This window comes from Streptococcus oralis (assembly GCF_023611505.1).
In the GTDB taxonomy this organism is placed as follows: domain Bacteria; phylum Bacillota; class Bacilli; order Lactobacillales; family Streptococcaceae; genus Streptococcus; species Streptococcus oralis_CT.
Window position 1 is genome coordinate 1,408,646 of sequence record NZ_CP097843.1, and the last position, 18,649, is coordinate 1,427,294.

Annotated in this window: 17 protein-coding genes and 1 tRNA gene; 6 read left to right on the forward strand and 12 right to left on the reverse strand. The window is 41.0% G+C overall.

The window, feature by feature from the left end; translation table 11 throughout:
- Positions 1 to 46 precede the first annotated feature (46 nt).
- The 7 genes from vex2 to M9H69_RS07265 form a co-directional block, all read right to left on the reverse strand.
- Positions 47 to 694 carry an ABC transporter ATP-binding subunit Vex2 gene (gene vex2 / locus M9H69_RS07235; RefSeq protein WP_000173735.1) on the reverse strand — a complete coding sequence of 216 codons (648 nt, stop codon included), beginning with the start codon at positions 692 to 694 and terminating at the stop codon, positions 47 to 49.
- A 117-nt stretch (positions 695 to 811) separates the two neighbouring features.
- The gene (locus M9H69_RS07240; RefSeq protein WP_250315236.1) at positions 812 to 2,089 is read right to left on the reverse strand and encodes an ABC transporter permease; all 1,278 of its coding nucleotides are present in this window, start codon (positions 2,087 to 2,089) and stop codon (positions 812 to 814) included.
- Between the two features lie 134 nt (positions 2,090 to 2,223).
- Positions 2,224 to 2,835: a CPBP family intramembrane glutamic endopeptidase gene (locus tag M9H69_RS07245; RefSeq protein WP_250315237.1), complete on the reverse strand. Its 612-nt coding sequence runs from the start codon at positions 2,833 to 2,835 to the stop codon at positions 2,224 to 2,226.
- A gap of 270 nt (positions 2,836 to 3,105) precedes the next feature.
- A tRNA-Leu gene (locus M9H69_RS07250) sits at positions 3,106 to 3,191 on the reverse strand.
- Positions 3,192 to 3,271: 80 nt separating this feature from the next.
- Positions 3,272 to 3,847, reverse strand: a complete 576-nt coding sequence (locus tag M9H69_RS07255) for a cysteine hydrolase family protein (RefSeq protein ID WP_250315238.1) — start codon at positions 3,845 to 3,847, stop codon at positions 3,272 to 3,274.
- Complete coding sequence (gene codY, locus M9H69_RS07260; RefSeq protein WP_000940727.1) at positions 3,847 to 4,635, reverse strand: GTP-sensing pleiotropic transcriptional regulator CodY; 789 nt, start codon at positions 4,633 to 4,635, stop codon at positions 3,847 to 3,849. The genes M9H69_RS07255 and codY overlap by 1 nt, the downstream gene beginning before the upstream one ends.
- A gap of 282 nt (positions 4,636 to 4,917) precedes the next feature.
- Complete coding sequence (locus M9H69_RS07265; RefSeq protein ID WP_250315239.1) at positions 4,918 to 6,495, reverse strand: DEAD/DEAH box helicase; 1,578 nt, start codon at positions 6,493 to 6,495, stop codon at positions 4,918 to 4,920.
- 349 nt (positions 6,496 to 6,844) lie between these two features.
- On the opposite strand from M9H69_RS07265, the gene M9H69_RS07270 reads away from it, so the two are divergent.
- The 6 genes from M9H69_RS07270 (at position 6,845) to M9H69_RS07295 (ending at position 14,500) form a co-directional block, all read left to right on the forward strand.
- Positions 6,845 to 8,161, forward strand: coding sequence for an FAD-containing oxidoreductase (locus M9H69_RS07270; RefSeq protein ID WP_250315240.1), 1,317 nt, complete (start codon positions 6,845 to 6,847; stop codon positions 8,159 to 8,161).
- A 164-nt stretch (positions 8,162 to 8,325) separates the two neighbouring features.
- Positions 8,326 to 9,531, forward strand: coding sequence for a hypothetical protein (locus M9H69_RS07275; protein ID WP_250315241.1), 1,206 nt, complete (start codon positions 8,326 to 8,328; stop codon positions 9,529 to 9,531).
- A 586-nt stretch (positions 9,532 to 10,117) separates the two neighbouring features.
- On the forward strand, positions 10,118 to 10,873 hold the full coding sequence (locus tag M9H69_RS07280; RefSeq protein WP_250315242.1) for a hypothetical protein: 756 nt from the start codon (positions 10,118 to 10,120) through the stop codon (positions 10,871 to 10,873).
- Between the two features lie 291 nt (positions 10,874 to 11,164).
- Complete coding sequence (gene murT / locus M9H69_RS07285; protein ID WP_250315243.1) at positions 11,165 to 12,508, forward strand: lipid II isoglutaminyl synthase subunit MurT; 1,344 nt, start codon at positions 11,165 to 11,167, stop codon at positions 12,506 to 12,508.
- Positions 12,508 to 13,290, forward strand: coding sequence for a lipid II isoglutaminyl synthase subunit GatD (gatD, locus tag M9H69_RS07290; protein ID WP_250315244.1), 783 nt, complete (start codon positions 12,508 to 12,510; stop codon positions 13,288 to 13,290). The genes murT and gatD overlap by 1 nt, the downstream gene beginning before the upstream one ends.
- A 127-nt stretch (positions 13,291 to 13,417) precedes the next feature.
- Entirely contained in the window at positions 13,418 to 14,500 is a 1,083-nt protein-coding gene (locus M9H69_RS07295) for a M24 family metallopeptidase (RefSeq protein ID WP_250315245.1), read from the forward strand.
- Between the two features lie 208 nt (positions 14,501 to 14,708).
- Here M9H69_RS07295 and M9H69_RS07300 read toward each other — a convergent pair whose 3' ends face one another.
- The 5 genes from M9H69_RS07300 to M9H69_RS07320 all read right to left on the reverse strand — a co-directional run bounded on the left by M9H69_RS07300 (position 14,709) and on the right by M9H69_RS07320 (position 18,647).
- A complete protein-coding gene (locus M9H69_RS07300; protein WP_009729907.1) occupies positions 14,709 to 15,170 on the reverse strand; it encodes an ECF transporter S component in 462 nt (153 codons plus the stop codon).
- Positions 15,148 to 15,921 (reverse strand): bifunctional hydroxymethylpyrimidine kinase/phosphomethylpyrimidine kinase, encoded by a 774-nt coding sequence (locus tag M9H69_RS07305; protein ID WP_250315246.1) that lies wholly within the window; start codon positions 15,919 to 15,921, stop codon positions 15,148 to 15,150. Before M9H69_RS07305 ends, M9H69_RS07300 begins: the two co-directional genes overlap by 23 nt.
- Complete coding sequence (truA, locus tag M9H69_RS07310) at positions 15,911 to 16,660, reverse strand: tRNA pseudouridine(38-40) synthase TruA (RefSeq protein ID WP_250315247.1); 750 nt, start codon at positions 16,658 to 16,660, stop codon at positions 15,911 to 15,913. The genes M9H69_RS07305 and truA overlap by 11 nt, the downstream gene beginning before the upstream one ends.
- A 99-nt stretch (positions 16,661 to 16,759) precedes the next feature.
- Positions 16,760 to 17,911, reverse strand: coding sequence for an MFS transporter (locus M9H69_RS07315; RefSeq protein WP_195215444.1), 1,152 nt, complete (start codon positions 17,909 to 17,911; stop codon positions 16,760 to 16,762).
- Positions 17,912 to 18,023: 112 nt separating this feature from the next.
- Positions 18,024 to 18,647: a Pr6Pr family membrane protein gene (locus M9H69_RS07320; protein WP_250315248.1), complete on the reverse strand. Its 624-nt coding sequence runs from the start codon at positions 18,645 to 18,647 to the stop codon at positions 18,024 to 18,026.
- Between the last annotated feature and the right edge of the window lie 2 nt (positions 18,648 to 18,649).

The following is an 18,649-nucleotide window of genomic DNA, read 5'->3' on the forward strand; positions in this document are numbered from 1 at the left end:
GTCCTTTCTAGATTTGATTTAATAATTCTATCAAAACAAGCTCATCTTATTTTGTTGTATTGCGAGTTTCAGTCAGTTTCTTGTCCTTCAATTCAAGTGTAATATCTGACGCTTGTGCCACTTCTTTACTGTGGGTGACGACGATCACACATTTACCTGTTTTCTCAGCAAGTGACTTGAGCAATTCGATAATATCTCCAGCAGTTTTAGGGTCCAGATTTCCTGTTGGCTCATCAGCAAGAATAACTGGAGCTTCTGATACCAAACTGCGAGCAATAGCAACACGTTGCTGTTGACCACCTGATAACTGGAGAACGTTCCGCTTGATCTGACTTTCATCCAAACCAAGTTCAAGAAGTGTATCCTTGCTTGCTTTTTTGTTGACCAAGCGGATATTTTCCAGCGGAGAAAGATAATCTATCAAGTTATAATTTTGAAAGACCAGGGAAATATGGTGCATACGATGGTAAGAATATCCCTTGTTCCGAATGTCCTCTCCTTGGAAAAGGATAGAACCTTCAACAGGACTATCTAGACCAGCCAGTAGGGACAAGAGAGTGGATTTCCCTGCTCCTGACTCACCAATGATACTATAAAATTTTCCGGGTTCAAAATTATACTTGATCTGATATAAAACTGCCTCAGCAGTGTTCTTATAACGGTAGGTAACATCTTGCAATTGTAATAAAGTCATGATTTCTCCTTCTTATACTCAATGAAAATCAAAGAGCAAACTAGGAAGCTAGCTGCAGGCTGTACTTGAGTACGGCAAAGCGAAGCTGACGCGGTTTGAAGAGATTTTCGAAGAGTATTAACTAATAGATGATAAAATTTCCTTAGGTGATTTTCTAAATAAGAATACGAAACAAAGAGCTACGGACAAGCAACTAATCAGTAGCAGAAAGACATAGGATTCTGCAAAGGATAGGAGACTGGTTGATAGACTGCTTGCTTTGGCTAGTGTGTCTTGTAAGGTTGCTTGATTTCCACTGGCTAGTACAGTTTGTAGCAGATAGGATGTAATGGCTTCCCCAGCAATAAAGGATGGAAGCAAAGCTCCAAGAGATACCAACACCATCTCTAAACAGAACTGTAGGAAGATTGAGCTCTTGCCTTTTCCAAGTGCCAGTAAAATCCCTACTTCGTAGACCCTTTCTCTCAACCAGAGAGACAAGACCAAAATTAAGGCTCCAGCTCCTGCTATCAACATCCCATAAAGGAAGATAGTGAGGAAGGTTTGGAAGGTTGCTACTGAGTCCTTGATTTGTTCAAAGGCTTTGTTTTCCTTCTCTACTTGGTAGCCTTGATTTTCCAAGGCTAAGTTTTCCACCTGCTTCATGAGACCGTCCATTTCCTTAGGATTTTCTACATAGAAGCGCGCTGCACTGACTTGAGGTTCACTATTTCCTAAAAGAGTTTGGCTACTTTCATAGTCTGTAAAGACTTGGTTTTCACTGAAGTCAGAAGACAAGCCTGTGAATTTCTCTTGTTTTTTACCAGAAAAGATGCCGACAATTTCAAACTCAACTGTTTGCCCTTTCCCAGCTTCGGACTGACCAACATCCAAGCGAATCTTGTCATGAAGCGAAAGACCGTTCTTCTTAGCCAACTCTTCGTGGATCAGGATTTTCTTGGAATCCCCTTTTTGAAGGTGTCGGCCTTCTTTTAGATTGAAAGCCGAACTAGTAAAGGTAACATCCTTGGATGAATCCTCAAGAGCCGTTAAGCTAACCAAGTTCTTGTCCGCAGCTGACAAATCATCGCGTTCTACGCTCTGCTCACCACTCACCGCTTCCTTGTCTTTCAGTTTTGCGACCGTCTCGAGTTCAGGAGAGACATTTTCCAGTCCCTTAATCTTGCTCACGGATGATAAGTCCGACAACTTGAAAGTCTGACCATTCTCTATTTTCTTAATAGAAAAAGAGGTATTGAGTGATTTGTAAAGATTCGTTTCTACTGTTTTGTTGGACTTCATCAGAGTCAAACAGGCTGAAATTCCTGCTAAAAGGACAAATAAAATCAGAAATAAAATAAAACTTCTCAGTCGTTTTCTGCTGACATAAGCCCAAGCTCTTTGGATTGGATTCATTTGTCACCTCCATATTTGTAAGACTATTATAAAATCCAAATATGAAATGTTTATGAAATCGAAAAAATTTTTTGATTTATTTTTTGAAAAAAAGCTGGTATTTCTACCAGCTCCATTTTTATAACTTTATCCACTCAAAGCAAAGAAAATGCAGAAACTAAACCAGAGAGGATGTTGGCTGTGGCATGCATTAGCCAACTTGGTATAATTGATCCTCCTGCTTTCTTTTCATTAACAAAACCAAGATAAGCTGCTATTGCTCCAGTAAAAAATACAATGAAAAAAGTGACTTCCAAACTTACTACTGAAGCAAACAATACTCCATGAAGCAATCCAAAAGCGAAGGCCTGTATGGTATTTGCAAAGACAAACGGCATGTGATTTGCCATTCGTTTCAGTAGAAAACCTCTAAATAATAGCTCCTCTGGTAAAGATGTTTGCAAAATACTGTAAATTAGAATACTTGGTAAAGCCTTAGAACCCATAGCAGAAAAAGCCGAAGTGGCTGTTGCTAGACCACGAGTAAGAGGAAAGATAAGGATAGAAAAAATAGTAAATAAGGAAAATCCCCCCACTATCCATAAAATCAGTTGTAAAGTTTTTACTCTTTTGATAGCTTTTAGCCCCATCCATTCCATAAATGGGACCTTCCCCCTCACAGTCAGAAACCACCAGATAGAAGGTAGTAAAATAATAAAGAGAATTTGAATAAAGGCGCTCATTATTCGTTGAAGTTCATTACCCATCGTAATCCTCCTTTACACTTTTGAAATACTCATTTCAAATACCAAACGACTATCTACTCCTCCTTCCCTAACTTATATATCTGCTTTAACTAAACCTATTAGTATCCATTACTCTATTATCTTTCGTATAAGAGCTTTTACGGTTACTTTCTATCTATATTATAGCACTATTTAAAAGAAAAGAAAAAACAAGAAAGGCAGACCTCACTTGTTGAATAATCACTATGCACACTAACAAAAAAGAGCTAGCAAAAGCCAACTCTTACCCTATGCGGAGAGAGGGACTTGAACCCTCACGACCTAAAGCGGTCACAGGATCCTTAGTCCTGCGCGTCTGCCAATTCCGCCATCCCCGCGTCGATTACTTTACTAGTATATCAACTTTCAAAATCTTTGTCAACACTTTTTTCAGATTTTTTTCATTTTTCCAAGGGAATTATTCTTGGATTCCAGCCAGATTTTCATCCAGCAACTTGGCTCCCAGAGTGTTCTTAAAATGACCAAGAGCAAACTGATGATGTTCTGGCCAGATAGAGGCAACTGCAGGCTTGACAATCTCAATATGATAGCCGAGGTTATAGGCATCAATAGCCGTATGAAGAACACAAATGTCGGTCAATACACCGGTCAAAATGACTGTATCTACACGACGTTCCCGTAAACGGATATCTAGGTCCGTTCCTGAAAATGCTGAATAGTGACGCTTGTCCATCCAAAAGACACGGCTATCCCCCTCATGTTCAGCATAAAAGTCAGCTAGGGGGCCATAGAGATTACGACCACTAGTTCCGATGATGTTGTGCGGTGGAAAGAGCTTGCTTTCTGGGTGGAATGTATCCTTCTCTTCATGAGCATCAATGGTGAAAAAGATATAGTCCCCACGTTCAAAAGCCAATCTGGTTACCTGATCAATGGCTTTTGATATTGCTTGAGCAGGTGCTCCAGCAGTTAGCTTTCCATGGTCTGCTACGAAATCCTCTGTATAGTCAATCGAGATTAAAGCCTTTGCCATTAGTAGTCCCTCTTTTTCACTTCCTCAAAAATATCACCAATTAGAACTTTGAGATAAGTCCCCTTCATTCCGAGTGAACGGCTCTCAATAATTCCAGCCGACTCCAATTTACGAAGCGCATTGACAATCACTGAGCGCGTAATGCCAATACGATCTGCAATAACTGATGCAGTCAGCTGCCCTTCATTTCCATCCAATTCAGCTAAAATAGCTGATACGGCACGAAGTTCTGAATAGGAAAGGGTATTAACCGCCATGGTAACAGCAGTACGACGGCGAATATTTTTCTCGTCTTCTTCGCGTTGGAAGTTCAATAGTTGAATTCCCACAACCGTGCTCGCAATCTCGACAAGAATCAAATCTTCATCTTCAAACTTCTTATCATTGCGCCAAATAATCAACGAACCTAGGCGAATCCCTGACACATGAATCGGAGCAATGGTCGTCAAACCATCTGGAAAATCCGCACGGCTTTCTACAGGGAAAATGGTCAAATCATGTTCAACAGGAAGGTTGGCTTCCGTATCATAGATCATGTTTGCACCTTGAATATAATCATCTGGAAAAATCTTAGTTTGAAAAAACTGCTCTACACGATCTGTATTCGTTTTATAACGCATGAAGTAGCCTAAAAGGCGTCCCTTGCTATTCACAATACAAGCGTTACAATCAATAATATCTGCCAACTGGCGTGTAATCGCATTGTAAGGAAGTTCATCTTGAAGTTGCTCCTCTGAGCGTTTCAAAATAGAAGTAATTTTTCTTGTTTTTTCTAATAAGTGTGCCATTTTTTACCTCGCATTTAATCGCTACCATTATAACATAAAGAGCGTGAATTTTCAATTATTATCTGAAAATTGCTTATTTAATTGCAATTTTGAACAGCAAAAATATTTTAGAAAAAAAGCGATTTTTTTATTGACATCCTATTTTATTTTTGATATTATAACATTATAATAAGATGACATGATAAATCTCTTTCCGTTTCACCTATCCTTTACTATCACCATCTTCTTTTACTATCGGTCTCCTTATATATAAAAGCGATTCACAGTGTGAATCGCTTTTTTCTATTTGTCTCCTTTGTTACGAATAACAAAGCCGGTTTTCTTTTCGCTTGAAGTGTTGCGAGGTTTTTTATTGTCTTTATTACGGTAACGTCTGTCTTTATCAAAACGATCGTTTCCACGGTTGCCTTTCTTGAAGTCATCACGGCGACCATTGCCACGGCGATCACGATCTCGACGGTCGTCTCCACGACGACCTCCTCGACCTCCCTTGCCTTTGCCACCAAAGCCATTACCTGATGGTTTAAATGGCAGTGGTTTTTCACGCGCAATCTCCACTTCAGGAAGGTTGTCTGGATCTTGGACTGTCAGACTCAAGATATACATTGCCAATTCTTCTGGACTAAATTCGGCAGCTAACTTACGAGCATCCTTAGCAAATTTCTCAAAGTTGCCACGAATGGTTTCATCTGCAAAATCACGTTCGATTTTCTTGAGAGCTACTTGTTTTTTTGCTTGGAAGGCTTCTTCTGCACTTGCAGGTTTGAGACCTTTCATGCGTTTCTTAGTCAAGTTTTCAATAATTTGAAGGTAGCCCATTTCGTTTGGAGCTACGAAAGTAATAGACTGACCTGACTTACCAGCACGACCTGTACGACCGATACGGTGAACATAACTTTCAGGATCTTGTGGAATATCGTAGTTGTAGACATGGGTCACACCTGAGATATCCAAACCACGTGCTGCCACGTCTGTCGCAACTAGAACATCAAGATTGCCATTTTTAAAATCACGAAGGACACGAAGGCGTTTATTTTGGTCCAAATCACCATGAATTCCTTCTGCACGGAAGCCACGAATTTTCAGTCCACGAGTCAATTCATCTACACGGCGTTTGGTACGACCAAATACGATAGCAAGTTCTGGTTGTTCCACATCCATGAGACGTGTCATGGTATTAAATTTTTCTTGTTCTTTGACACGGATATAGTACTGATCCACCAGCTCTGTTGTCAATTCCTTGGCAGCAATCTTGACATGTTCAGGGTCTTTCATAAACTGAACACCGATACGTTTGATAGCGTCTGGCATGGTTGCTGAGAAGAGCAAGGTTTGACGATTTGCAGGGACACGAGAGATAATAGCTTCGATGTCTTCAAGGAAGCCCATGTTGAGCATTTCATCCGCTTCATCAAGGATCAGGGTTTCAATGTCTTGTAATTTCAAGGCTTTGCGTTTAATCAAGTCCAAGAGACGGCCTGGTGTTCCTACCACGATGTGGGCACCAGATTTAAGGGCTTTAATCTGTTTCTCAATACTTGAACCACCGTAAACTGAACGAACTTTCACTCCCTTGCTACGACCAAAGCGGAACAATTCCTCTTGGCTTTGAACAGCGAGTTCACGAGTTGGAGCGATAACCAAGGCTTGGATGGTCGCTTCTTCTGTACGGATTTTTTCAAGAGTTGGCAAGCCAAAGGCTGCAGTTTTCCCTGTACCAGTCTGAGCTTGACCGATAACGTCTTTTCCTTCGAGAGCCAAGGGAATGGTCTGTTCTTGGATGGGACTGGCTTCTACAAATCCAGCTTTTTCAATCTCTGCTAGCAATTCAGCAGACAAGTTAAATTCATTAAATTTCACGTTATTCTTCTTTCTAAAGGTGGTGCGAAGCCACCCTATAGGGCTTTAGTTCATACTTTTCTTTTCATGACGTATCTTCTACAAAAACGAGATACCGTGTTGCTTCTTTTCCACGAAAGAAAAGTACTGGTTTCTTTGCAACCTATCTAGTATAACACAAGACCAAAGCAAAAGATAGTAGAATCCTTTAGGAAAACTATGTAAACGATTTTCTAGCTGTAAAGTAGCCTGAAACTTGTTTATCAAAGGATTTGAAGGGACCATTTCAAACGTACTTCATTTCCCGTAGCAGATTTGTGCAAAAAGTGTTTTCTTATGCTAGAATGAAAATCGAATAGGAGGACTATAAATGTTAACATATGATTTAATCGTTATTGGATTTGGTAAAGCTGGTAAAACACTAGCTGGTAAATTGGCTTCAGCTGGCAAAAAAGTTGCCCTCGTTGAACGTAGTAAAGCTATGTACGGTGGAACATGCATCAACATCGGTTGTATCCCAACTAAAACCTTGCTAGTTGCTGCTGAGAAGGACTTGTCTTTTGAAGAAGTGATTGCTACCAAAAACACGATTACTGGTCGCCTCAATGGTAAAAACTACGCTACTATTGCGGGAACAGGTGTAGATATCTTTGATGCGGAAGCACACTTCCTTTCAAACAAAGTCATCGAAATCCAAGCTGGTGATGAAAAACAAGAACTAACTGCTGAAACAATCGTTATCAACACTGGTGCTGTTTCAAACGTCTTGCCAATCCCTGGACTTGCTACAAGCAAAAACGTCTTTGACTCAACAGGTATCCAAAACTTGGACAAATTGCCTGAAAAACTTGGTGTTCTTGGTGGTGGAAATATCGGTCTTGAATTTGCAGGACTCTACAACAAACTTGGCAGCAAGGTTACCGTCCTAGATGCCTTGGATACTTTCCTTCCTCGTGCAGAACCATCCATCGCAGCTCTTGCTAAACAGTACATGGAAGAAGACGGTATTGAATTGCTTCAAAACATCCGTACTACTGAAATCAAAAACGACGGTGACCAAGTTCTCGTCGTAACCGAAAACGAAACGTACCGTTTCGACGCCCTTCTCTACGCAACTGGACGTAAGCCAAACGTAGAACCACTTCAACTTGAGAATACCGATATTGAACTAACTGAACGCGGTGCTATCAAAGTAGACAAACATTGTCAAACAAACGTTCCTGGTGTCTTTGCAGTTGGAGACGTCAACGGTGGACCTCAATTTACCTACATCTCACTTGATGACTTCCGTGTCGTCTACAGCTACCTTGCTGGAGATGGCAGCTACACTCTTGAAGACCGTCTCAATGTACCAAACACCATGTTCATCACACCTGCACTTTCACAAGTTGGTTTGACAGAAAGCCAAGCAGCTGATTTGAAACTTCCATACGCTGTCAAGGAAATTCCTGTTGCAGCAATGCCTCGCGGTCACGTAAATGGAGATCTTCGTGGAGCCTTCAAAGCTGTTGTCAACACTGAAACAAAAGAAATTCTCGGTGCAAGCATCTTCTCAGAAGGTTCTCAAGAAATCATTAACATCATCACTGTTGCAATGGACAACAAGATTCCTTACACTTACTTCACAAAACAAATCTTCACTCACCCAACCTTGGCTGAAAATTTGAATGACTTGTTTGCGATTTAAGATTTCAGATTTTCTCCACAAGACAAGCATCCATTTTGGTGTTTGTCTTTTTCTATCCAGTTTATCGTTTCCTTGCAAGATTATTTGTGCTTCTAGCTGTAAAAGTTTATAATATAAGTGTAGGATGTTGTCTTCATTTTCTGTTCAAAAAGGAGGCTAGTCACATGGGAAAGCAAGTTAAACCACCAAAACACTCTCCTTTTTCCTTTCTATCCAAAGAAAAAAGTACGGCTGTGAAAACACTGGTTTTCTGTGTTAGTACAGTCTTCATTTTTCTCCTACTTTGTTGGATGCTTTTTCGCTTGATTTCACCTCAAAAGCAGCAATTCACAGTCAATCAGACTGCTGATTTTTACCTTGTTAATTCGAAATCCATTCAAAGTTATCAGTTGCAAAACGATCAGTTTCAACTCATAAAAACTGAGGACGTCTCCATTGCAGAAGATGTCAATTTCTGGTTTCCTCAGGGATGGTTTGACAATCGCTATCTCGTCTTCTCATCTGGAAATACCAGAGGGAAATCATCCACTCAGAACATTGTATCCCTTGACTTTCAGACAGGGGACATCCGGAAAACTTCAACTCCCTTCTATGCTTATTCGGGAGCTGGAGTATCAGACAAGTTCTTCTACACAGGCCAAACTACAACTGAGGATGGGGTGCTCAGTATGTTTGACATCTCAGGAAAGCTGATTACTCAGAAAACATTCTCCGAATCCACTTCCTTTCCAATCCAGTTTCACGGAAGAGGGAATCGCCTCTACCTCGGTCTGGGGTTTCACGATGAGTCCCGTCAACGACCCGCTTTAGTGTTTGATGGATATTTAGTTGAATTGGACGAAAATGACCAACTAAAGGAATTGTCTCGCACACCTCTGACAAGCGAAGGAAAGATCGTTGAAATGTTGACTTCTTCTGAATTAATCGGTGACAATTATTACAGTAGCGTTGCTTATACTCGAAATACAGAAACTTTCTCCAAAGATCCAGACAATCGCATACTTGTCATGAACTTGTCTAGTAAGGAAAAGCACTTCATCAAGCTACCAGAGGACAACCCAAATCTTCTTTATAAAACACCGAAAGAAGACCGATTGATTGTAAAACATGAGGCGGATGGAAATGATCGCTGTGCCTTATCTATTGTCAATCTCTCTGATGAATCTAGCTATCTGATTAATGTCAGAAAAGATTTGCCTGATTCTACAGAAGAGATAATACACATCGATACAAGTTTGACAAACAAGATATTGGTCGTAACCAATCAACATTTGTTATTGTATTCTTTAGAAAATGGCCAACTTCTAACTAAAACAAAACTGGAACTGAAACAAAACGACTTCCCAATCGCAACTTGGTTTCAGAACTAATCACTCACAGCCCTCTTCGGGCTGTTTTTGTTTCTGCGAAATCTCAAATCTGTCTTTTCTTTCTTTTATGATATAATGTCCACACTTTACTTAGCAGTCCTAATTATATATTGAGTCTCAGGTCGCTCTTTTAAATATCAGCAATACATATGACTTTAAATAACTTGCTTCAACTCATCGTTTTATGAGTAATTTAAAAAGATATTTTGCAATGATTGTTTCGTGCCTAATTAGGTAAATTAGGCACTCTTCGCGCGGTCATATGTGTATTTTCATCATTTGTGAGAAGATTTTACTGTTTGCAACTTGATGGCTAAGTCGATATATTTTTTCTTCTTAAATATTTTACAAATTATTTAATCTTTTTAAAGATAAGAATCACTTTCTAATCAATCAAAGGATACTTCAAATTTCTTCGTTCTTGATAATATGAGCAATACTCCGCAAAATGTTTAAACCTTATCATTGTAAAAAATATCGAAAGAAATCCCATATTACATTAGTATATATTTGGTATGGGATGAAATTGACTTTCGAAAATATTAACTATATAATGTCTGTAAACAAGAAACAATGAGGTAACGATATGAATAAAACAGAATTACTATTACAAAGACTAAATGATATTGGTCAGTCTCTAAAAGATTCTAGACAAGCACTAGCTTTGCTGGCACTTGGTTCTTGCGGATCAGAAAGAGAACGATTGGATCAGTACTCCGATTTGGATTTCTTTGTTATTGTAAAAGATGGCTACAAGCAGGCCTATATCCAGGACCTAACCTGGTTAAGTAAGCTAGAACCAATTGCATTTCACTACCAAAATACAGTGGACGGACATAAAGTTCTATTTGAAGATGATGTTTTTTGTGAATTTGCTATCTTTGAAGCTCACGAACTAGTAAACATTCCCTTCGCTGAAGGCAAAATTATCTGGAAGGAGGTCGGTTTTGATGGAACAATCTGCCAGCCACAAAGATTGCCATCAAAAGAAAATAGAGATCGTGAATGGCTGTTGGGAGAAATTTTATGCAACCTATATATAGGACTAGGTCGCTATCAACGAGGGGAAAAATTGGCTGCTTATTATTTCATCCAAAACAGATCTGTCAAGCTCTGGACTGAACTAATCAATTTGGAAAAAACTTCTAAATCTAATTTTATAGATATTTTTAACAGCAACAGACGATTTGAAAAAGGTTATCCAAATGAAGCCAAACAATTACCCTACTTTTTGCAAGGTTACGAACGAATTTCTGAATCTGCTCAGGCACTCCTAGAATATCTTGATAAACACTATCCTCTTAACGCATTTATAAAAGAAAAAATTCGTAATTTATTATAAAAGAGACTTTCCAAAAAATAATCTAAATCCCAAAAGTTAGGTATCTTTGTCAACTATAATGGATTAATGAAATTTTAAAACCTGCAGAAGGTAATTGATGTCCTCTCCTTTCTTATGTTCAGAGCAAGAAAGATTTATTTCTTAAAGTTGCCAAAGTTATCAAATTCAAGGATATTGTATTTGATTGGTTTAATCAGAACCTAAAAAGCACCTCTAAGGTTACTTCTTTAGTTGATCTTAGAGGTTACTTTAGTTATTGGACTGCTGGGCGCAGTATGATATAATAGAAACATGAAATTAAAAACTACTTTGGGCCTCCTAGCTGGGCGTTCATCTCACTTCATCTTGAGCCGTCTTGGTCGTGGAAGTACGCTCCCTGGAAAACTTGCCCTCCAATTTGATAAAGATATTTTACAAAATCTAGCTAAGAACTACGAGATTGTCGTGGTCACTGGAACCAACGGTAAAACCCTGACAACTGCCCTTACTGTTGGCATTTTAAAAGAGATCTATGGCCAGGTTCTAACCAATCCTAGTGGCGCCAACATGATCACAGGAATTACGACAACCTTCCTGACTGCCAAATCTTCTAAAACTGGGAAGAACATTGCCGTTCTAGAAATCGACGAGGCTAGTCTATCTCGTATCTGTGACTACATCCATCCTAGCCTTTTTGTCATCACTAATATTTTCCGTGACCAGATGGACCGCTATGGTGAGATTTACACGACTTATAACATGATTTTGGATGCCATCCGTAAGGTGCCTACGGCTACTGTTCTTCTTAATGGTGACAGTCCGCTTTTCTACAAGCCTGCGATTCCAAATCCTGTCCAGTATTTCGGTTTTGACTTGGAAAAAGGTCCAGCAAAGCTTGCTCACTACAATACCGAAGGGATTCTCTGCCCCGACTGTCAAGGCATACTAAAATATGAACTCAATACCTATGCCAACTTGGGTGCCTATATCTGTGAAAATTGTGGTTGCAAACGTCCTGATCTCGACTATCGCTTGACAGAACTGGTTGAGTTGAGCAACAATCGCTCCCGCTTTGTCATTGACGGACAAGAATACGGAATCCAAATCGGTGGACTTTACAACATCTACAATGCGCTAGCTGCGGTTGCCATCGCCCGTTTCCTCGGGGCTGATTCACAGCGGATCAAACAAGGATTTGACAAGAGCCGTGCTGTCTTTGGTCGTCAGGAAACCTTCCATATCGGTGACAAGGAATGCACCCTTGTCTTGATTAAAAATCCTGTTGGCGCGACCCAAGCTATCGAGATGATTAAACTAGCTCCTTATCCATTTAGCCTATCTGTCCTCCTCAATGCCAACTATGCAGATGGAATTGACACTAGCTGGATCTGGGATGCAGACTTTGAACAGATCACTGACATGGACATTCCTGAAATCAACGCTGGTGGTGTTCGTCATTCTGAAATCGCTCGCCGTCTTCGTGTGACAGGCTATCCAGCTGATAAAATCACTGAGACAAGCAATCTGGAACAAGTTATCAAGACCATTGAGAACCAGGACTGCAAGCATGCCTATATCCTGGCTACCTATACTGCTATGCTGGAATTCCGCGAACTGCTGGCTAGTCGTCAGATTGTTAGAAAGGAGATGAACTAATGGTTTATACTTCACTTTCCTCAAAAGATGGCAACTACCCTTATCAGCTCAACATCGCTCACCTCTATGGGAACCTCATGAATACCTACGGGGACAATGGAAATATCCTCATGCTCAAGTATGTGGCTGAAAAACTGGGGGCCCATGTAACAGTTGACATCGTTTCTCTCCATGATGACTTTGACGAAAATCATTACGACATTGCCTTTTTTGGTGGCGGTCAAGACTTTGAACAAAGTATCATCGCAGGAGACCTACCTGCTAAAAAAGAGAGCATTGACAACTACATTCAAAACGACGGTGTGGTTCTAGCCATCTGTGGTGGTTTCCAACTATTGGGACAATATTATGTTGAAGCTTCAGGCAAACGCATCGAAGGTCTAGGGGTCATGGGCCACTATACCCTCAACCAGACCAATAACCGCTTTATCGGTGACATCAAGATTCATAATGACGAATTCGATGAGACCTACTATGGCTTTGAAAATCACCAGGGACGTACCTTCCTTTCTGATGACCAAAAACCACTGGGTCAGGTTGTCTATGGAAATGGAAATAACGAAGAAAAGATCGGCGAAGGGGTTCATTATAAGAATGTCTTTGGTTCCTACTTCCACGGACCTATCCTCTCACGCAATGCCAATCTGGCTTATCGCCTAGTCACTACTGCCCTCCGAAAAAAATACGGTCAGGACATCCAACTCCCTGCCTATGAGGATATTCTCAGTCAAGAAATCGCTGAAGAATACAGCGACGTGAAAAGCAAGGCTGACTTTTCTTAAACTAAGGAAAATTAGATAAAAGAACTCCACTATCTTATCGGAGTTCTTTTTGCCTGTTCTTTTACCCTTCTCTCTTGCATTTTCTCTCTTTTTTTGCCAAAATAGAGGGGTAGAAAGAAGGTAGCATATGTCTAAATTACAACAAATCGTAACATATCTTGAATCAGAAAAACTAGACGTCGCTGTCGTATCTGACCCCGTCACTATTAATTACCTCACTGGTTTTTACAGTGACCCTCATGAACGCCAAATGTTCCTTTTTGTCCTAGCGGACCAGGAACCTCTCCTTTTTGTCCCAGCCCTTGAAGTGGAGCGTGCAACCAGCACTGTTTCCTTCCCAGTAGTGGGCTATGTGGATTCTGAAAATCCATGGCAAAAAATCAAAAACGCTTTGCCTCAGCACGACTTCAAACGTGTTGCTGTTGAGTTTGACAATCTCATCTTAACCAAATACCATGGTTTGAAAGCAGTCTTTGAAACTGCTGAGTTTGAAAACCTCACTCCTCGCATCCAACGCATGCGCCTCATCAAATCAGCTGATGAAGTGCAAAAAATGATGGTTGCAGGTCTCTATGCTGATAAAGCTGTAAAAGTTGGTTTTGACAATATCTCTCTTGATAAAACAGAGACAGATATCATCGCCCAAATCGACTTCGCCTTAAAACGTGAAGGCTATGAAATGAGTTTTGATACCATGGTCTTGACTGGTGACAATGCTGCAAATCCACACGGAATTCCTGGTGCAAACAAGGTCGAAAAAGACGCCCTTCTCCTCTTTGACCTGGGTGTTATGGTCAATGGCTACGCATCAGATATGACTCGTACAGTCGCTGTCGGCAAACCAGACCAATTCAAGAAAGATATTTACAACTTGACCCTTGAAGCCCAACAAGCTGCTCTTGACTTTATCAAACCTGGTGTGACTGCTCATGAAGTAGACCGCACTGCCCGTGAAGTCATCGAAAAAGCTGGTTACGGTGAGTACTTCAACCACCGTCTCGGTCACGGTATCGGTATGGATGTCCACGAATTCCCATCTATCATGGAAGGAAACGACATGGTCATCGAAGAAGGCATGTGCTTCTCTGTTGAACCAGGTATCTATATCCCTGGTAAAGTCGGCGTTCGTATTGAAGACTGCGGTGTTGTTACCAAGGATGGCTTTGACCTCTTTACAAGCACCAGCAAAGACTTGCTTTATTTTGATTAATATTCATCTAATACTCAATGAAAATCAAAGAGCAAACTAGGAAACTAGCCGCAGGCTGTACTTGAGTACGGCAAGGCGACGTTGACGCGGTTTGAATTTGATTTTCGAAGAGTATAAAATCTTCCCACAATAAAACGCATAGTATCAAGGTTTTTCAACACCTGATATTATGCGTTTTTCTGATTTTTAAAACTTTTCTCCAGCCGCTTTACTTAATTTTCTTAATACTTTGACTAAGCACAAACCCTACAACCATTCCCACGATATTTTGCAGGAAGTTTGGTAGGATTTCTGGTAGGGCTGCTGCCCAGCCATTCATCAAAGTTGAACCCAAGGCGTAACCCCCCACCATAACAATCGTTGCTAAGATAAGGCCTAGCCATTGCCATTTTCCTTTAAATCCTGCGAAAAATCCCTGCAAGCCATGGTTGATCAGGCTAAAGAACATCCACTGTGGATAGCCTGATAAGAGGTCAATCAAGAAACCTGCTAGACCTCCGACTACAGCCCCTTCACGACTACCAAAGTAGAAGGCTGCAAAGAAGATACCCGCATCTAAGAGAGTTAGAATACCTGTTGGTGTTGGAATCTTTAAGAAATAACCTAGAACCACAGAAAGGGCGGTTAATAGAGATACAAGAGCGATTTTAGTTGTTTTGGTTTGCTTCATATTGTCTTACTCCATATTGATCTGCTTGTGCGATAGCACGGTAAACGAAAGCTTTAGAACTCTCTACTGCTGTTAAAAGTTCATCCCCTTTAACCAAGTGACTGGCAATGCTTGAGGCAAAGGTACAACCTGCGCCAGCATTTTGGCCTTGGATAACAGGATTTTCTAGAACTGTAAAGGTTTGTCCATCATAAAAGATATCTGCAGCCTTGTCCTGACTAAGGCGATTGCCTCCCTTGATAATGACCGCTGGCGCTCCTAATTCATGCAATTTCTGTGCTGCAGCCTTCATATCTTCCAAGGTTTTAATCTCCTGACCAGCTAACAATTCTGCTTCAGGAAGATTTGGCGTAATCACACTGACATGAGGGAAAAAGCGAATCAACTCTTGACAGAGTTCACTGACAGCCACATCGTGCGTTTCCTTGCAGACCAAGACTGGATCTAGAACTACAGGCACCCCTGGGTGTTGCTTGATAAAGTCCAATGCCCTCTCAGCCACACTGACAGTAGGGAGAAGACCAATCTTAATTCCTGCAAACTCCACATCACGCAAGCTGTCTAGCTCATGTTGAAAAATAGTATCAGCCGTAGGAAAGACTTCAAAACCCTTTTCTGTCACAGCCGTCAAACAAGTCACTGCTACAAAACCATGCAAGCCATTCAAAGTATAGGTGGCCAAATCAGCTGACAAACCGCCACCACTAAAAATATCATTTCCAGAAAGTGCTAAAATACGATTATTCCTCATAACGAATCTCCTTTAAATACAAGCCATTTGGTGCCGCCGTTGGACCTGCTAGCTGCCTGTCCTTCTTCTCCAAAATCAAGTCAATCTGCTCAACTGGCATTCGATTATTTCCGATTTTGAGCAGCGTCCCCACCATATTGCGAATCTGCTTATACAAGAAACCATTTCCTGAGAAGGTAAAGGTCAAAAATTGGCCTGTCTCATCAACACTAAGACCGGCTTCTGTAATAGTACGAACCTTGTTCTCTACACTAGTCCCAGACGCTGTAAAACCGGTGAAATCATGGGTTCCCTCTAGCTTTTTGATTGCCATCTGCATCCGCTCCACATCGAGGGGATAGGGAAAGTGAGTAGCATAGTGACGACGCATCGGATTTTTAGGACGCCCCCTATCTACGATAAATTCATAAGTCTTGCTATGCTTGGCGTAACGACAGTGAAAATCATCTGCCACGATCTCAATCGAAATCACATCGATATCCTCTGGAGACTGAGTATCCAGAGCAAAACGGAGTTTTTCCTCATCCATCTGATAGGGCAGATCAAAATGAATAACCTGACCCAGAGCATGAACCCCACTGTCCGTCCTACCAGCACCATGAACAGTGATGGCTTGCCCCTTATTGAGTCTCGTTAAGGTTTTTTCGATTTCCTCTTGAACGCTCCGCGCATGAGGCTGGCGCTGAAAACCAGCAAATGCATACCCGTCATAGGAAATGATTGCTTTATATCTTGTCATAACTTCTATTTTATCAAGAAATAATCCTGCAAACAAGTTCAAAGAATATAAATTGTCTGGGTACAAAATTCCCGAAAAGAAAAACTTAGGAAACCAATCCTAAGCTCTCTTTTGAAGTGCGTACATAACAAAGATAGAAGTGACAATCAACCAGCATCCTAGAATGGTGAAGACCAACATACCGTTTTGAGTCACCAAGCCAATCGCCCCAAGAATGAAAGGTGTCGTAAAGGCTCCAAAGCTACATCCTAGCACTGCAAAAGATGTTGCCTGATTAAGGAGCTTGGCTGGGATTCTTTCAGAAAGAAGCTGAAAGACAGTCGTCAAGGCCACACTGTAGGAAAAACCTGCCACAACACTTCCAACTACCATCACACCCAATGACGGAGACAAGGCAATCACAATCTGCCCCAATCCAAAGGTGATACCTGACCAAAGGAGCAACCTTTCTTTAAACAGAGAGATAAAGAAAGAAAAACTCACACCTGCCAAGATACCAATCAACTGCATGATACTTAAAACCAAACTCGATAACTGGGCATCCCCTAGACCTCTTTCCACCATCAGACTAGGAATACGAATGGTGATAGCTGTGTTGGTACAGACAACAACTGCTGCTTCGACAGCCAATAGAAAAATTAAGCCTTTCATCTGTCCTGTCAAACGAATTGTTTCGGCCTCTTTTTTCTTTGTTTCTTTCTTTTCTTTCCCATAAGGGACAAAGAGCAGATAAAGGATCAATACTAAAAATCCCGCACTGTAGGCCAAGAAGGTCACTGTCCATCCCAAGGATAAGAGTTGACCTACCACTAGAGTCAAAATCGACGCCCCGACAACTTCTGCTGATCCGCGGAGACCCAGCATCTGAATCCGTGTCTTTCCATGATAGCGTTCGCTGATGATGGAAATAGCCTTGGCATTGATCATCCCCACACCCAAGCCAAATAAAATCCGCATCGCAAAGACAAAGTTGTACTCCTGATACCAGAAGGGAGCTGTTCCACCGATAGAGAGGATGAGAAGTCCCAGACTAATCTGAAGTCGCTCAGGAAGCAAACGCTCCAAAAACCCATTTAAAACCAGCATAATCATGATTCCAAAAGAAGGGAGACTGACCAGGAGCTCGATTTGTTCTTTGGGGTAGCCCTGATAATAGTCAAACATGGCTGGCAGAGCACTTGAGATGGAAAAGGAGGTAATCAAAACGAGGGAGAGGGCCAAAATACTAGCCCGTTCTAAATATTGTTTCATGGATTTTCTTTCTATATATTTCTCACTGTTGATCCTTGTAAAAGGAAGATGGCAAGAAAAGAAGGAGCCCGATTGAACTAGAGACTCCGTCCTAACTTTCCTCATAGGAAGACTATTTTCGCTTGATTTGCTTGATCAGATAGAAGATGAAGCCTGCAACCATATAGGCTACAAAAATGATCAAACACCATTTGATAACCACGTCCCAACCCTTGTTCACATTTAAAAAGAAATATGGGAAGGGATTGTCCTTGGAATTCGGAATATTGAGTTTTAAGACCAAGCCGTTAAACAAGGCAAAAATCATATAAACCAAGGGCAAGATGGTCCACAAGACTGGATCCCAGATCTTATATTGACCCCGTTTATCAAAGAAGAGGGTGTCGGCTAAAAACCAGAGTGGAACGATATAGTGGCAAAGGAAATTTTCCACACGGTAAAAGTCTGTCGCAATCGGAGCAAGCATAAAATGATAAATCACACAGGTAATCATGATACTCATGGTAACGCCACCCTTGAGACGAAACAAGGTCGGACTTTGCCAATTTTCACCTGAGCGACTCATAACACGAAGCAGATAGCCCGTGAAAATCGTTACCAAAAGATTGGACAACACTGTGTAGTAAAGGAGCATACCAAAGCCACCGTGCTTGGTAATCTCTAAATAAACTCCTGTAAATGCCGCTAAAAACAAGAGCACACGACTATAAAAGATAAATTTGTAATTCAGTTTCATGG

What these genes read in the sequence shown, in the direction of transcription:
- vex2 (WP_000173735.1), bottom strand. Translation starts at nt 694, where the DNA reads ATGACTTTATTACAATTGCAAGATGTTACCTACCGTTATAAGAACACT.
- M9H69_RS07240 (WP_250315236.1), bottom strand. Translation starts at nt 2,089, where the DNA reads ATGAATCCAATCCAAAGAGCTTGGGCTTATGTCAGCAGAAAACGACTG.
- M9H69_RS07245 (WP_250315237.1), bottom strand. Translation starts at nt 2,835, where the DNA reads ATGGGTAATGAACTTCAACGAATAATGAGCGCCTTTATTCAAATTCTC.
- M9H69_RS07255 (WP_250315238.1), bottom strand. Translation starts at nt 3,847, where the DNA reads ATGGCAAAGGCTTTAATCTCGATTGACTATACAGAGGATTTCGTAGCA.
- codY (WP_000940727.1), bottom strand. Translation starts at nt 4,635, where the DNA reads ATGGCACACTTATTAGAAAAAACAAGAAAAATTACTTCTATTTTGAAA.
- M9H69_RS07270 (WP_250315240.1), top strand. Translation starts at nt 6,845, where the DNA reads ATGTTAACATATGATTTAATCGTTATTGGATTTGGTAAAGCTGGTAAA.
- M9H69_RS07275 (WP_250315241.1), top strand. Translation starts at nt 8,326, where the DNA reads ATGGGAAAGCAAGTTAAACCACCAAAACACTCTCCTTTTTCCTTTCTA.
- M9H69_RS07280 (WP_250315242.1), top strand. Translation starts at nt 10,118, where the DNA reads ATGAATAAAACAGAATTACTATTACAAAGACTAAATGATATTGGTCAG.
- murT (WP_250315243.1), top strand. Translation starts at nt 11,165, where the DNA reads ATGAAATTAAAAACTACTTTGGGCCTCCTAGCTGGGCGTTCATCTCAC.
- gatD (WP_250315244.1), top strand. Translation starts at nt 12,508, where the DNA reads ATGGTTTATACTTCACTTTCCTCAAAAGATGGCAACTACCCTTATCAG.
- M9H69_RS07295 (WP_250315245.1), top strand. Translation starts at nt 13,418, where the DNA reads ATGTCTAAATTACAACAAATCGTAACATATCTTGAATCAGAAAAACTA.
- M9H69_RS07300 (WP_009729907.1), bottom strand. Translation starts at nt 15,170, where the DNA reads ATGAAGCAAACCAAAACAACTAAAATCGCTCTTGTATCTCTATTAACC.
- M9H69_RS07305 (WP_250315246.1), bottom strand. Translation starts at nt 15,921, where the DNA reads ATGAGGAATAATCGTATTTTAGCACTTTCTGGAAATGATATTTTTAGT.
- truA (WP_250315247.1), bottom strand. Translation starts at nt 16,660, where the DNA reads ATGACAAGATATAAAGCAATCATTTCCTATGACGGGTATGCATTTGCT.
- M9H69_RS07315 (WP_195215444.1), bottom strand. Translation starts at nt 17,911, where the DNA reads ATGAAACAATATTTAGAACGGGCTAGTATTTTGGCCCTCTCCCTCGTT.
- M9H69_RS07320 (WP_250315248.1), bottom strand. Translation starts at nt 18,647, where the DNA reads ATGAAACTGAATTACAAATTTATCTTTTATAGTCGTGTGCTCTTGTTT.